Source organism: Actinoplanes sp. NPDC048988 (assembly GCF_043197815.1).
GTDB lineage: Bacteria > Actinomycetota > Actinomycetes > Mycobacteriales > Micromonosporaceae > Actinoplanes.
In genome coordinates this window covers 89,516-104,159 of record NZ_JBICTW010000024.1, presented here as the reverse complement: position 1 = coordinate 104,159, position 14,644 = coordinate 89,516, and the positions used below count along the sequence as shown (strand labels likewise).

Annotated in this window: 12 protein-coding genes; 2 read left to right on the top strand and 10 right to left on the bottom strand. The window is 71.9% G+C overall.

The genetic code is table 11. From position 1 onward, the window contains the following. Positions 1-2 precede the first annotated feature (2 nt). Both ACGFJ7_RS43195 and ACGFJ7_RS43190 read right to left on the bottom strand, forming a co-directional pair. A complete protein-coding gene (locus ACGFJ7_RS43195) occupies positions 3-734 on the bottom strand; it encodes an SDR family NAD(P)-dependent oxidoreductase (RefSeq protein WP_392647989.1) in 732 nt (243 codons plus the stop codon). Between the two features lie 9 nt (positions 735-743). Further along, positions 744-1,946 (bottom strand): MFS transporter, encoded by a 1,203-nt coding sequence (locus tag ACGFJ7_RS43190; RefSeq protein ID WP_392647988.1) that lies wholly within the window; start codon positions 1,944-1,946, stop codon positions 744-746. Between the two features lie 260 nt (positions 1,947-2,206). On the opposite strand from ACGFJ7_RS43190, the gene ACGFJ7_RS43185 reads away from it, so the two are divergent. Beyond that, on the top strand, positions 2,207-4,354 hold the full coding sequence (locus tag ACGFJ7_RS43185) for a serine/threonine-protein kinase (RefSeq protein ID WP_392647985.1): 2,148 nt from the start codon (positions 2,207-2,209) through the stop codon (positions 4,352-4,354). A gap of 7 nt (positions 4,355-4,361) precedes the next feature. Here ACGFJ7_RS43185 and ACGFJ7_RS43180 read toward each other — a convergent pair whose 3' ends face one another. The 8 genes from ACGFJ7_RS43180 to ACGFJ7_RS43145 all read right to left on the bottom strand — a co-directional run bounded on the left by ACGFJ7_RS43180 (position 4,362) and on the right by ACGFJ7_RS43145 (position 12,214). After that, positions 4,362-5,852 (bottom strand): fused MFS/spermidine synthase, encoded by a 1,491-nt coding sequence (locus ACGFJ7_RS43180; protein WP_392647982.1) that lies wholly within the window; start codon positions 5,850-5,852, stop codon positions 4,362-4,364. A gap of 25 nt (positions 5,853-5,877) precedes the next feature. Beyond that, positions 5,878-6,888, bottom strand: coding sequence for a coiled-coil domain-containing protein (locus tag ACGFJ7_RS43175; protein ID WP_392647979.1), 1,011 nt, complete (start codon positions 6,886-6,888; stop codon positions 5,878-5,880). A gap of 64 nt (positions 6,889-6,952) precedes the next feature. Next, on the bottom strand, positions 6,953-7,726 hold the full coding sequence (locus ACGFJ7_RS43170) for an SDR family NAD(P)-dependent oxidoreductase (RefSeq protein ID WP_392647977.1): 774 nt from the start codon (positions 7,724-7,726) through the stop codon (positions 6,953-6,955). Positions 7,727-7,735: 9 nt separating this feature from the next. After that, a complete protein-coding gene (locus tag ACGFJ7_RS43165; protein WP_392647975.1) occupies positions 7,736-8,545 on the bottom strand; it encodes an inositol monophosphatase family protein in 810 nt (269 codons plus the stop codon). Then, on the bottom strand, positions 8,538-8,993 hold the full coding sequence (locus ACGFJ7_RS43160; protein WP_360245817.1) for a response regulator: 456 nt from the start codon (positions 8,991-8,993) through the stop codon (positions 8,538-8,540). The genes ACGFJ7_RS43165 and ACGFJ7_RS43160 overlap by 8 nt, the downstream gene beginning before the upstream one ends. After that, positions 8,990-10,585 carry an ATP-binding protein gene (locus ACGFJ7_RS43155; RefSeq protein WP_360245821.1) on the bottom strand — a complete coding sequence of 532 codons (1,596 nt, stop codon included), beginning with the start codon at positions 10,583-10,585 and terminating at the stop codon, positions 8,990-8,992. Before ACGFJ7_RS43155 ends, ACGFJ7_RS43160 begins: the two co-directional genes overlap by 4 nt. An 8-nt stretch (positions 10,586-10,593) precedes the next feature. Then, positions 10,594-11,796, bottom strand: coding sequence for a fused response regulator/phosphatase (locus tag ACGFJ7_RS43150; RefSeq protein ID WP_360245824.1), 1,203 nt, complete (start codon positions 11,794-11,796; stop codon positions 10,594-10,596). 82 nt (positions 11,797-11,878) lie between these two features. Next, on the bottom strand, positions 11,879-12,214 hold the full coding sequence (locus ACGFJ7_RS43145; RefSeq protein ID WP_360245827.1) for a hypothetical protein: 336 nt from the start codon (positions 12,212-12,214) through the stop codon (positions 11,879-11,881). Positions 12,215-12,289: 75 nt separating this feature from the next. Between ACGFJ7_RS43145 and ACGFJ7_RS43140 the strand changes: the two genes are divergently transcribed. Continuing rightward, the gene (locus ACGFJ7_RS43140) at positions 12,290-14,644 is read left to right on the top strand and encodes a M28 family peptidase (protein WP_392647972.1); all 2,355 of its coding nucleotides are present in this window, start codon (positions 12,290-12,292) and stop codon (positions 14,642-14,644) included.

The window sequence follows — 14,644 nt, the reverse complement described above, 5'->3', positions numbered from 1 at the left end:
GGTCAGCGGCCCAGGACCGAGCCGCCGTTGACGTTGATGATCTGGCCGGTCACGTAGCGGCCGCCGGGGCCCACCAGCCAGCGCACGGCCTCGGCGATGTCGTCGGGCTCACCGGCGCGCTTGAGCAGGGTCGCGTCGACGCGCTCGGCGTGGCCCTCGGGGGTCATGCGGCCGGCGAAGAACTCGCTGTCGGTCACGTAGCCGGGCGAGACGACGTTCGCGGTGATCCCGTCCTGGCCCAGGTCGGCGGCCAGGTCGAGGACGTATCCGTGCAGGGCCGCCTTGGCGGCGGAGTACGGACCGCCGCCACCGCGCTGGGCGGCGATCGAGCTGGTCAGGATGATGTGGCCGCCCGGGCGGCGGAGGGAGGGAAGCAAGGCGGTGGTCAGCAGGACGGCAGTGACGACATTGGAGTCGAAGTTGGCTCGCCAGTGGGCGGCGACCTCGTCGAGCTTGGCGCCGGCGCCGGCGCCCGTCACGTAGGCGCCGGCGTTGTTGACCAGGACGTCCAGCGGGCGGTCGCCGACGGCCTCGACGACGGTGGCGACCTGGGCCGGGTCGGACAGGTCGGCGGTCACCGCGGACGCCTGCGGCCCGATCCAGTCGAGCGCCCGGGCCAGCACCTCCGGGCGGCGGCCGACGATGATCACGTCGTACCCCTCGCCGGCGAGCATGCCGGCCGTCGCCCGGCCGATGCCCGTTCCGCCCCCGCTGACCACCGCAAGCCTCGACATGCACCGACCCTATCGATGAACCGCCGCGATGGGGCGCCAAGCGGCGAGCGCCACTACGGCCATGACGGCGGCCGCCGCCCAGTAGGTGGTCACCAGGCCGAAGGCGGTGGCCACGGCGCCGCCCAGGAGGGAGCCGATGGCGGCGCCGCCGAGCTCCAGGAAGGCGTACACGCTGGTTATCCGGCCGAACATGGAGGAGGGGACGTCGCGTTGACGGATGGTGGTGACCACGACGCCCCAGATGGTGGTGTGTATGCCGAAGACGACGATCATCAGGGCCGCGACCCACGGCTCGCGGGTCAGGGCCAGGGTGGCGTGCAGCGCGACCTCGACGAGGAGGCCGGCCCGCAGCAGGGCCACGGAGCCCAGGCGGCGGATCAGGGTGGGCGCCACCAGGGTGCCCAGGAGGCCGCCGACGGCGAAGGCGACCAGGAGGGCGCCGTAACCGACGTCGGTCAGGCCCAGGCGCTGGGTGGCGTAGAGGACGAAGACGGCGAAGGCGGCGCAGAAGACGACGTTGCCCACGGCCATCGTCAGGGCCAGGGTGCGCAGCAGGCGGTGCCGGGACAGCCAGCGGACGCCCTCGGCGACGTCCGCGCGCAGGCGGGACGGTGGACGCTTCTCCGGCGGCGGCACCGAGCGGATCGTGCCCACGAGGGCCGCGGCCAGGGCGAAGGTCAGGGCGTTGACGCCGAACGGTACGGCGGCGGCGATCACGAAGAGCCAGGCGCCCAGCGGCTTGGCGGCGAACTGGTTGAGGACGTTGAAGTTGGCGTAGAGCAGGGAGTTCGCGGTCGGCCGCCGGTCGGGCGGGACCAGGGCCGGCACGAAGGCCGAGCTGGCGGTGTCGGCCAGGGTCTCGCCGGTGCCGAGGAGGAAGAAGACCGCATAGATCAGGGGCACGGAAGCGGTGCCGCCCGCCACCGCGAGGGCCAGGGCGCCCAGCGCCACGGCCCGCATGATGTTCACGGCGACGACGAGGCGGCGCCGGTCGAGCCGGTCGGCCCAGGCGCCGCTGGCCAGGGCGAAGAGCAGCCACGGCAGTTGCTGGGCGAAAACGGCGCCGGCGACGGCGGCCGGGTTGGCGGTGATCGAGGCGACGAGCAGCGGGCCGGCCACCATGGTGATGCCGTCACCCAGGTTCGTGACGGCGGACGACGTCCAGAGCTTCCAGAAGTCCGCGCCCAGGGGCGCGGTGAGAAGGGCACGCAAAAGTACTCCTCGAGCGAAGGAAAACGGTCACGAGGACCGCCCCGAGGAGAGGAGCCGTGTGCCGCTGTCAGAGAGCGGCGAGTCCTCGCGCCGGGGCGGGGACGGTCACCTTGATGAGTCGCATGCGATCCCTCCGGAAAGCCGGGACATCGGACGCCTCATGGTAAACGCCGCCTGGCGAATCCGGCATTGTGGGACGAGGGACGCGGGTTTCGGCGGACGGGCATCGGGCGGGGCGCCCCTCGGGTCACAATCGGCACATGGGGCGGACGGAGCGAAACGGGCAAGACGATTCGCTTCGTATCGCCGAGCGGTACCGCCTGGTCGAGAAGCTCGGCAGTGGCGGGATGTCCGAGGTGTGGCGCGGGTTCGACGAGACGCTGGGCCGATCGGTGGCGGTCAAAGTGCTGTCGTCGAAGCTGGCCGAGGACCAGAGCTTCCGGGACCGGCTCCGGCAGGAGGCCCTGGCCGCCGCGCGGCTCTGCCATCCGCACATCACCGGCGTGTACGACTTCGGCGAGTCGGCGCTGCACGACCGGGTGACCGTGCCGTTCGTGGTGATGGAGCTCAACGACGGCGAGTCCGTCGCGGCGCGGATCGCCCGGCAGGGGCCGCTCACCTGGCGCGACGCGGTCGGTCTGGCCGTCGAAGTGGCGTCGGCGCTGGCCACCGCGCACGCCCGCGGGGTCGTGCACCGCGACGTCACCCCGGCCAACGTCATGCTCACCGGGGCCGGCGCCAAAGTGGTCGACTTCGGCATCTCCGCGATCGTCGGCCAGCGCGACGCGGCGCCCGACGGCAGCCTGCTCGGCACGCCCGCCTACCTGGCGCCGGAACGGCTCGGCGGTTCGCAGGTGTCGGCGTCGGCCGACGTGTACGCGCTCGGGCTGCTGCTCTACCGGGCGCTCACCGGCCGCCTGCCCTGGCCGGCCGAGACGACCGCCGACGCCCTGCGGGCTCATCTGTACGCCGACCCGGAACCGCTGCCCACGCTGCCGGGCATGCCGCCGGCCGTGGCCGACCTGTGCATGCGCTGCCTCACGAAGAGTCCCGAGGAGCGCCCGGGCGCCGCGGAGGTGGCACACGCCCTGGCCGCCGTCATCGGCGTTCAGGCGGTCATCCCGGCGCTACCCCAGCGGTCGTCCGACGCTCCGGCGACGGTACGAGGGTCGGCGGCCGCCCGCCCCTCGACCGCCCGCCCCTCGACCGCCCGTCCCTCGACCGCCAGCCCTTCGACCGGCAGCTCCTCGACCGCCAGCCTTTCGACCGCCCGCCCTTCGACCGGCAGCCCTTCGACCGCCCGCCCCTCGACCGACCGCGCGGAGCCTCCGGAGGCGGGGGCGGAGGTCAACGGGCTGGGACCTACGGGCCCAATCACGCCGGCACGCGAAGCACTGGCCGAGCCCACGGCGGCGAGGACGGATCACGCCAGGGGCCAGTCGTTGCTGGGCCGGTCGCCGCTGGGCCAGTCGTTGCTGGGCCGGTCGCCGCTGGGCCAGTCGTTGCTGGGCCGGTCGCCGCTGGGCCAGTCGTTGCTGGGCCGGTCGTTGCCGGCCTGGCTGAAGTCGGGAGCGCGCCCGTCGGCGGCGGTGCTACGGCTGCGGGCGGGGTTGAAGATCGGGGCCGCTCTGCGCCGGCGTCCGCAGCCGCTGGGTGGCGGCCTCTTCGCGGGCGGGGGCTTGCGACTCCCCCACCTACAACGAGCCGGGCAGGCCCGTGGGAGGCGGCCGGAGCCGTCCGGGAGCCGGCATCGGTTCCAGGCCGGTGCTGTCACGCTCGCCGTGCTGGCGGCGGCCGGGATCAGCTGGGCCACCACCCGCGACCGCCCCGACGTGCAGGAGGCGCAGGCGGCCGGGGCCGGGGTGGTCGCGGCCGGGCCGGCCCAGATCACCTGCTCGGTGCGTTATCAGCTGCGCAGCGATTCCGGCAGCACCTACGTGGCCCGGCTGACCGTCGCCACCAGTGACACCGAGGCCGGGTGGCGGCTTCAGTTCTCCTATCCGGGCACGCAGCGTCTCACCAGTGTGCCGAAGACCGTCACCCAGAAGGGGCAGCGCGTGACGGCGAAGGGTAGCGGCAAGGAGCAGAGCTTCACCCTGCGTGGCGAATACCGCGGCTACAACCCGTTGCCACTGTCGTTCAGCGTGGACGGCGAGAAGTGTCAGGCCGAGGTTCTCGGCAGCACGCCGGCCAGCCGGCGCGACCGCGCCCCCGCCGAAAGCCGGAACGGGAACGGGAGCGATCAGGCCGAGGCGGTCGCCGCCGAGAAGTCGCATGGGCGGGAGAGCGCGGCCCCGAAACGCCGGAAGGAGGGCACACCCCAGAAGAGGGTGACTCCCAAGCCCACCACACCGGCCTCGCCGCCTCCCATGGCTCGCAAGGGCACCGGCTACTCCCTGACGCTGTGAGAACCCCTTAGCCGGCTAGGAGCTGATCGACCGGGGCGTAGTCGTCAGTCAGCACCCGGGCGTCGTCCACGAAAGCGTCCAGCTCCGGCCCGGCCAGCACGACCACCGGCTCCTTGGCCTGGGTGGCCAGCCGGGATCGGATCGCGTCCAGCGGCAGTGGGCTCTTCGACGCCATGATGACGAAGTTCGAGCCCGCCTTCCCGTCGATGGCTTTTTGCGGCGCGATCAATGCCACGTGCGGGAACGCCGCCGCCACGGTGGCCGTCTCGGCCCTGATGAACCTGTTCGGCGGGTAGTCGATCACGTTCTGCGCGTAGATGCCGGACGGCCGGGTGACCCGGGCGATGTCCTGGGCCATCTCCCGGGTCGCGAGGTGCCACGGCACCACGAGGTAGCCGAAGGCGTCGCCCACCACGAAGTCGTACGCCCCGGTTCCCTGCTCGGCCACCGCCACGCGCGCGTCGCCCACCCGTACCCGCAGGTCGGGTCCCGTCACCAGGCCCAGCTTCTCTCTGTCGAGGTCGACCAGGCCGCCGTCGAGCTCGGCCACCACCTGATCGCTGCCGGGCCGGGTCGCCTTCAGGTAGGCCGGCATGGTGAAGCCGCCCCCGCCGATGTGCAGCGCGTCGACCGGGCCGGCCGGCAGCACGTCGGCCACCGACGCGATCCACTGCACGTACTCGAATTCCAGGTGAAGCGGGTCGTTCAGGTCGACATACGAGTGCCGCGCCGAGTTCAGGATCAGCGTCCGCCCGCCCGGCGCCGCCGCGTCCGTCTCGACCCGCGCGCAGTGGTAGGCCGTCTCCACATCGCACGGATTCGGCGACGACGCCCCCAGCCCGGCCCCCACCAGCCCCAGCGTGACCAGCGCGGCCCGGACCTTGGGCTTGACGGGCAGCGAGGCGCGCAGCCACCACCACAGCACGCCGCCCGCGACCGCCAGCAGCACGGCCAGGGTCAGCACGATCCACGACGACGGCATCGCCGCCACGAAGATGAAACCGGTGGCCAGGGTCGCCGTGATCGCGCCCAGGGTGCCGATGCTGGACAGCCGGCCGACCACCGAGCCGGTCCGGTTGAGGTCGCTGAGCTGGAGCTTCACCACCAGCGGGCTGACCGCCGACAGGATGAACGCGGGCAGGAACACGGCCAGCGCCGCCAGCAGCAGCACCGCCGGGGCGGCGCCGCCGCGCAGCACCTCGCCGCCGTAGCGGACCAGGGGCAGGGTCACCGCCGTGCCGATCGCGCCCAGCAGCAGCGCCGGCGCCAGCAGCGAACGCGGATCGTAGCGGTCGGCGAGGCGGCCGCCGAGCCACGTCCCGTACGCGATAGCCGCCAGGGACACCCCGATGACCGAGCTGCTGACCTGAAGGGTCACGCCCACATAGGGCCCGACGAGGCGCAGCGCGACGATCTCGAGGACGAGCACGGCCCCGCTGGCGCCGAAGACCAGGGCGGTGGCGAGACCGGACGGCAGGGCACGCGGTGGGTTTCCCATCAGCCGGATGTTATCCGGGCCACGATCACAGCATCGACAGGTGCACGTGGTTCGTGTGGACCGCGGACGGGCCGCCGCTCGCGCTGTAACTGCTCCAGCCGGTGCCTGGCATCCAGATCTGTCGATACCAGATCACGTACATCACGCCGAGCCGGTCGGCGTTCTTGATGAAGTACGCGGCGAGCCGGTCCCCGTACGTCTTGTCGCCGCCGGTGGCGGCGGAGTTCTTGAACGTGGACGCGTTGGCCGAGAAGTCGCAGGCGCGGCCCTTGGGATGCTCGCCCGAGGACCGCTGGCTCCAGCACACCGTGTAGTGGGTGAAGCCGGCGGCGCGGGCTTCCTTGTAGGCGTGCAGCGTGCGCGGAGTGAGGCAGCCCGAGCTCGACGGGTCCTTCACCGAGCACGACTCGTCGGGCCAGGAGCCGTCGGAGTTGCGCGGGGCCGGCTGGGCCGACGCCGAGTTGGCCGAGACGAAGCCGCCCGAGCCGGAGCCGCCGCCGACGCTGGCCAGCGCCCGCTGCGCCTCTTTCTTCTTCTTGGTCAGCGCCGCGACCTGCTTGGTCTGCTCGACGACCTCTTTGTCGATGGCCGCTTTGGCCGCTCTGGCCCTGGTCACCGAGCCGCGGTACTGGTTGAGGACCTGGCTGTCGAGCTGGGCCATCATGTCGAGGCGCTCGATCCGCTCGAGGAAGATGTCGGGCGAGCTGCTGTCGAGCAGCATCGACATCGTGCTGGGGCGGCCGAGCCGGTACGACCGGCTGGCGATCTCGGCGACCTGACTCTCCATCGCCTTGGCCTGCGCCTCGGACTGCTTGACCGTCGCCTGAAGCTGGGTCTGGCGTTTCTTCGAGGCGTTGAGTTTCTGGATCGCGGTGGCCTGACCCTTGGCGGCGGACTCGAGCGCGCTGCGCAGGGTCTTGCTGTCACCCTCGTCGGGATCGGCTTGCGCCGCGCTCGGCACGGTCAGCACCAGGACGCCCACTGCCATGAGCAGGGCGAGCCCAGCGCTGATCCGGCGCAGGAAAACCGCCGCCACGGATACCTCCCCTATCGTCAGCGCGGGGAACTTTACCGCGCTGGGCAAGGGATCGGCAGATCGATCACGTGGCCGAGTAACCACCGTCGACGAAGAGTGTCTGGCCGGTTACGGCGACGGCAGCATCGCTGGCCAGGAAGACGGCACATGCCCCGAAATCATCCGGTACGCCGTTTCTGCCGATCATGGTGCGGGCGGCGTGCTTGGCGACCGTCGCCGGGTCGGCGAAGACCGGTTCGGTCAGTGGAGTGTGGACGACGCCGGGCGCGATCGCGTTGACACAGACACCGCGAGCCGACCACGCTTCGGCCTGCGAGCGGGTCAGGCCGACCAGGCCGGCCTTGGCCGCTCCGTAGGCGCCACTGTTCCCGTACGCCCGGAAGGCCTGTTGCGACACCACGTTGATGACGCGTCCCCAGCCGCGCGCGGCCATCAGCGGGCCGAAGGCCTGTCCAAGCAGGAACGGCGCGGTCAGGTTGGCCGCGAGCGTCACGTCCCAGTCGTCCTCGGTGAGCTCGTCCAACGGCGGACGGCGGTTGACGGCCGCCGAGTTCACCAGCACGTCGGGGGACCCGTACGTCTCAATGATCTCCGAAGCGACGGCCGTGACCGTCTCCCGCACCGCCAGATCGGCCGAGATCGCGTGCCCCTCGGCGCCGAACGAGCGCAGCTCGCCGACGACCTCCGCCAGCGGCTCGGCCCGGCGGGCGATCACGATCACGCGCGCTCCGGCCCGCCCCAGCGCGACCGCCATGGCCCGGCCGATGCCCGAGCTGCCACCGGTCACCACGGCGGTGCGATCTTTCAAGCCGAAGACGCTTTCGAGGTACGCCGACACGCGGCCCCCTTACAGAATCGACTGATCGGGGAAGAGCGTGTCCCGGACGGTGTGCCACACGTCGTCGTTGGGCGCGACGAGCATCCCGCGCTCGCTGTCCGTGGGCTTGTAGGGCGTGCCGTCGAGATGCAGCACAGTGCCCCCGGCCTCCCGGATGATCAGCGAGCCGGGCACGTGGTCCCAGGGCAGGATCCGCCAGAAGAGCACGAACTGCTGCTCGTCGAGGGCGACCGCCGGATATTCGTAGCCGGCACAGTGATGACCGTTGGTGACCTCGCCGAACGCGTGCGTGTGGGCGTCGGCCACCTCACGCAGGTGCTGCGGGAGGTAGTGCCGCGCGACGACCCCGCGCAGCGCCTCGGTGCCGGGATCGTCGGTGCGGGTCTTCACCCGGACGCCGTCGCGGTAGGCCCCGGAGCCGGCCTCGGCCAGCGTCATGTGATCGCCGACCACGTCGAGGATCCACGACGCCGCCGGCTCGCCGTCGCGCACCAGCGCCACCATCACGCAGAAGGGCGTCTTGCCGGCGGCGAAGTTGTTCGTCCCGTCGACCGGGTCGACGATCCACACGTCGCCGCCGTCGCCGAGCCGGTCGAGCACGCGCGGGTCGGCGGCCACCGCCTCCTCGCCGACCACGGTCGAGCCGGGCAGCAGCGCGGTGAGCCCGCGGGTCAGCGCTTTCTCGGACTCCTGATCGGCGATGGTGACGAGGTCACCCGGCGCCTTCTGCTTGATCTCGTCGTCGGCCAGGTGGCGGAAGCGCGGCAGGACCTCGGTCGCCGCGACGTCCCGGATGAGATCGGCGACCTGGTCAAGCACGCGGCGGCAACTTCACGACGCTGACGAAGAACTCGTCGATCTGCCGGATCACCGCGATGAACCGCTCGAAGTCGACCGGCTTGGTGACGTACGCGTTCGCGTGCAGCTGGTAGCTGCGCAGGATGTCCTCGTCGGCGGCCGACGTGGTCAGCACGACGACCGGAATGCGGCCCAGGTCGGGGTCCTTCTTGACCTCCTCGAGCACCTCGCGGCCGTCCCGCTTGGGGAGGTTGAGGTCGAGCAGGATCAGATCGGGACGTACGGCGTCGGCGTACTCGCCCTCGCGGCGCAGGTAGGCCAGCGCCTGGGCGCCGTCGGAGACCACGTTGAGCCGGTTGCGGACCTTGTGCTCCTCGAACGCCTCCTGGGTCATCAGCACGTCGCCCGGATCGTCCTCGACCAGCAGCACCTCGATGGGCGTGCCATCCGCCCGAACAGCGCCTGTCATGCCGTGACCTCTTTCCGCGTCTCCTGCGCCGGCACCTCGGGCGCGTCATCGTCGTCAGTCCCCGGCAGCACCGGAAGCGTGAAGTAGATCGACGTGCCTTCCTCGACCTCGAGGTCCAGCCAGATCCGTCCGCCATGATATTCGACGATCTTCTTGACGATCGCCAAGCCGATGCCGGTGCCCTCGTACGCGTCGCGGGCGTGCAGGCGCTGGAAGATCACGAAGACCTTGTCGGCGAACTCGGCCTCGATGCCGATGCCGTTGTCCCGGACGTTGATCCGCCACTCCTTGCCGTCCCGCTCGGCACTCACCTTGATCACCGGTGGCACGTCGGGGCGGCGGAACTTGAGCGAGTTGCCGATCAGGTTGACGAAGAGCGTGGTCAGCAGCGGCTCCTCGCCCTCGACCACCGGCAGGTCGGTCCAGACGATCTCGGCGTCCTCGCCGGCCCGGGCCTCGAGCTGCGATTTCACCTCGGGCAGGACCCGGCCCAGGTCGACGTCGGTGAACCCGGCGGTGAGGCGGCCGATGCGCGAGAAGGCGAGCAGGTCGTTGATCAGGCGCTGCATGCGCTGGGCGCCGTCGACGGCGAAGGCGATGTACTGGTCGGCGCGCTCGTCGAGCTGCCCCGAGTAGCGGCGTTGCAGCAGCTGGCAGAAGCTGGCCACCTTACGCAGCGGCTCCTGCAGGTCGTGCGAGGCGACGTACGCGAACTGCTCCAGATCGCGGTTGGAACGGGTCAGCTCCTCCGCCTGGATCTTGAGCTGGTCGTTGATCCACTCGATCTGGGTACGGGCCTCGCGGACCTCGGCCAGTTCGGCCGCGATCTTCCGCCGCATGCCGTCCACGTCGTCGGCCAGACTGGCCAGCTCGGGCGAGCCGGTGCTGACGATGTGCTTGTCGTAGTCGCCGTCGGCCACCTGCCGGACCTGGGCCGCCAGCTCCACCACCGGCCGGGTGACCAGGCGGTCGAGCAGCAGCAGGAGCGCGGCGCCGGCCAGGATGATGATGGCCGCGGCGGCGATCTGGATCGCCACCATGCTCTGGCTCGAGTCCTTGGCCGCGGTGGCCGCTTTCTGCCGCAGCGCCTGGATGTCGTCCTGCATCAGGGCGATCGACTTGCGCAGCTCGTCGAACTGCGTCGTCGAGGCGGCGTTGATCTTCTCCTGGCCCGCGTCGGGGCCACCGGTCTCGATTGCCCGGATGACCGGGGTGGCGACCTCGTCCTGCCACGTGGCGGCACGCTGGAGCACCACTTGCAGCGACTCGCGGATGGCGGTGTCCTCGGGGTGCAGATAGCCCTCGAGGCGGGACACCAGCCGCTGCTCGTCGGCCACGCCGGTCGTGTAGGGCTCGAGGTTGTCCTTGTCACCGGTGATCGCGTAACCGCGGATACCGGTCTCCTGGTCGACGTACGCCGTGTTCAGCGCCTCACCGGCCGCGCGCATCGGGCTGGCCCGGTTGAGCACGTCGTCGAGCTGGCGGTTGTTGGCGGTCGCGGTGATCGCGGCCAGGACGGCCAGCCCGGAGAGCAGGACAGCGACCGCGATGCAGAGCGCGACGACCCGGCGCCGCAAGGTCCACTTTTGCACGCTCGGGTTCACCGCCCACTCCCCTGCGAGATCAGCAACATCGCCACGTCGTCGGCGAGCGGGCCGCCGTTGGCCTGCTCGGCCCGGCCCACCAGCCACGCCGGAAGGGCGGGCAGCGGAACGGCCTTGGCCACGTCCTCGTCGAGCAGGCCGCACAGGCCCTCCACGTCGAGCCGCTCGTTACCGGCGCCGGTGTGACCCTCGATCAGGCCGTCGGTGTACATCAACAAGGACCAGTCATCTCCGGGGAACTCGATCTCGGTTGCGGGTGTGGGCCGGGGGCTCACCCCCAGGACGATCCCGGTACGGGCGTTCACCGGAACCGCCCGGCCGCCCGAGAGCAGCACCGGCGGCGGGTGGCCGGCCATCCGCACCACGGCGTTGTTACGGGACAGGTCGAGCGTCACCGAGGCGCAGGTCGCGAAGACCTCGCGGGCCCGCCGCTCGCTCATCAGCACCTGCTCGAGCGAGGGCAGGATCTGCTCGTCGGGCACGCCGGCCAGCACCAGCGCCCGCCACGCGACCCGGAGCTCGACGCCGAGCGCGGCCTCGTCGACACCGTGCCCGCAGACGTCACCGACGATCACCTGAAGCTTGTCGTCGCCCGCCTGCACGACGTCGAAGAAGTCGCCGCCGAGCACGCCCATGGCCCGCCCGGAACGGTAGAAGGTGTGCACCGAGACCTGCTCGGTGGACATGAGCGGCTGGGGCAGCAGACCACGCTCGAGACGGGCCGACTCGGCCTGGCGCAGCTCCACCTCGCGCAGCCGCTGGGCGTTCTCGTCGGCCCGCTTGCGCTCGACCGCGTACCGCAGCGCGCGGGTCAGCAGCACGCCGTCGACCTGGCCCTTGACCAGGTAGTCCTGGGCGCCCTCGGCGACCGAGGCCACACCCAGGTGCTCGTCGGAGCGGCCGGTGAGCACGCAGACCGCGGCGCTGCCGGCCACGGCCAGCAGCTTGCGCAGGCCGTCGATGCCCTCGGCGTCGGGCAGGCCCAGGTCGAGCAGGACGCACTGAACGCCGCGGAGCATGCCGCGGGCCTCGCGCAGGCTGGTCGCCACCCGCAGGTCGAACGGGGCCTCGGCCTCGTCGAGCAGCTCACGCACCAGGAAGGCGTCGCCCTCGTCGTCCTCGACCAGCAGGATGCGCAGCCGTTCCTGAGGGACGGGACTGCTGGTACGGGCGCGCGGCGCGACGGACCGCTCAGTCATGCCCCACCCCGATCGCTCCCCACCCCGCGCCAACCCGCTGATCGTGTACCACCGGATCGCCCGGCACAACACCGAGGCGGTCTCACGTGGCGTCCTCGGCTGCCACCCGGCGGGCGTGGTGGGCGATGACCTCACCAAGGATGCCATGGAGCCGGCCGCACTCCGGGCAGTGCAGATTGGCGTCCAGGCGGCGGCCGCCGCACTCGACGCAGGTGCCCCGGTCATCGGGATCGCGGTACGACTCCAGCGCCCGGCACATGGCGCGGATCACGTGATCGCCGACCGCGTAGGTCGCCTCACCCAGCGCGGTGCGCACACCGATCACCGCGACCGGCGCGGCTCCCGGCTGGGGGTCATAGGGTGCGACCCGGTCGATGAACTCCGCGACGACGGCGGCGGGGTCGAACGGCGTGCTCACCCCGTCAACGCTAGGCCACGCCCCAAACGATCTTCCGACTACCCACTGTCGTACCCAGGCGCTTAGATGACACCCATGCGTGCACCCGCCCTTGTCGATCCCGCTCGGCGGGCATCGGCCGCTGTGATCGCGATTGTCGTGTTCGTGCTGGCCGGGGTCGCGGCGGCGTGGGCCGTGCGGCCGCCCGAGGCGCGGGGCGCGTCGGCGCCGGCCGGGGAGTTCAGCGCGGGGCGCGCGTTCCCGTTGGTGGAGACGATCGCCACCCGGCCCCATCCGGTCGGCAGCGCCGCCCAGGACGAGGTGCGTGAGCGTCTGCTGACCACGTTGCGCGGGCTCGGGCTGTCGCCCGAGGTGCAGGACACGGTGTCGGTGCAGGGGGCCGGGCTCTCCTCCAGCGCGGGCGGGACGAGCTTCGCCCACGTACGCAACGTGGTCGCGGTGATTCCGGGCACTGCCTCCACCGGGCGGCTGTTCCTGGTGGCGCACTACGACTCGGTGCAGACCGGGCCGGGCGGCAACGACGACGCGGCCGGCACCTCGGCCGTCCTCGAGACGGCCCGGGCGCTGCTGGCCGGTCCACGCCCGCGCAACGACGTCGTACTGGTGCTCACCGACGGCGAGGAGGCCTGCCTGTGCGGGGCCAAGGCGTTCGTCGACCAGCATCCGCTCGCCCGGGACGGCGGTGTCGTGCTCAACCTGGAGGCCCGCGGCAGTTCGGGGCCGGCCATCATGTTCGAGACCACCGACCGCAACAGCCGGCTGGTCGGCGTCTACGGTTCGGCTCCGCACCCGGTCGGCACGTCGTTCGCGGTCGAGATCTACCGCCTGATGCCGAACGACACCGACTTCACGGCGTTCAAGGACAAGGGCTTCGCCGGCCTGAACGCGGCCCACATCGACGGCGCCGCGATCTATCACGCGCCGACCGACGTGCCCGGCGTGATGGACCAGGACAGCCTTCAGCATCACGGCGACAACACCCTCGCTCTCACCCGTGAGCTGGGCGATCGTGACCTCACCGGGCTGAGCAGCGGCCAGGACGCCACCTACTTCCCGGTGCCCGGCCTGCTCGTGCGCTACCCCGGCGCGCTGGTGTGGCCGCTGGCCGTGCTGGCGCTGCTCGCGGTGGCCGCCCTGGCCTGGCTGGCCCGCCGCCGTGGTCTGATCACCGGGCGCCGGCTCGCCGCCTCGGCCGGGCTCACACTGATCCCGCTGCTGCTGGCGCCGGCGCTGGCCCAGGTCCTCTGGTGGCTGCTGACATCGGTCCGGCCGGGGTACGCCGAGCTGCCCATCGACCCGTACCGGCCGGGCTGGTACCGGCTGGCCGTGGTGGCCCTCACCGCGGCCGTGCTGTTCGCCTGGTTCGCGCTGTTCCGGCGGAAGGCCGGCCCGGCCGCGCTGTCCATCGCCGGGCTGGCCTGGCTGGCCCTGCTCGGGGTGGTGCTGGCCGCGGTCACGCCCGGCGGTTCCTACCTGGCCGCGCTGCCGGCCCTGGCCGGGGCGGTCGCCGGCCTGGTCGCCGTCCGGGCCCGGCCGTGGATCCAGGTGCTCACGGTCACCGCCGGCGGGGTGGTCGCGGTGGTGATCCTGCTGCCCACGGTGGTCATGCTCTTCCCGGCGCTGGGCCTGCGGCTGGGCGCGGCCGGCGCGTTCCTCACGGTTCTGCTCGGGCTGGCCCTGCTGCCGGTGATCGACCTGATCCACCCGGTTCCCGGCGGCCGCCGGGGCGTGGAGGCGGCCCGCGACCGGCGGCGCGGCGCGCTGCCCACCGTGGCCGCGGCCCTGGCCGCGATCGTCTTCACCGTGGTCGGCCTGGCGGTCGACCGGTTCGACGCCGGCCATCCGGCGCCGACCCAGTTGATGTACGCGATGGACGCCGACGACAACACGGCCCGATGGGTCAGCGACGAGCCGAAAACCCAGGAGTGGACGAGTCAGTACGTCTCGGGCGACCTTCACCGGGTCGACGACACGCTGCCGTCCTTCGGCGCCGAGGAGGTCCGCACCGGCCCGGCCCAGGCGGCTTCTCTCCTTCCGCCGAAACTCACCCTCACCGGCGACACCCGTTCGGGCGACACGCGCACGATCAAGCTCCGCCTGGAGCCGCAACGGCAGGTCCGGCTGGTCACCCTGCACGTGGGCGCGGACACTCCGGTGACCTCGGCCGACGTCGAGGGCCAGGCGGTGCCGATCGGCAAGCCGGCCGCCGAGGGCCCGTGGGGTTTCGGCTTCGCCTTCCACGCCCCGCCCACCGGCGGCGTCGAGGTCACGCTCACCGTGCGCGCGTCCGGACCGGTCAAGTTCCGGGCCATGGACGGCAGCGACGGCCTCACCGACCTGCCCGGATTCCGGGCGCGCCCGGCCGGCGTCGGCGCGGTCGGCTCGCACACCAGTGAACTGCTGGCAGTGGCCAAGTCCTATACGTTGTGA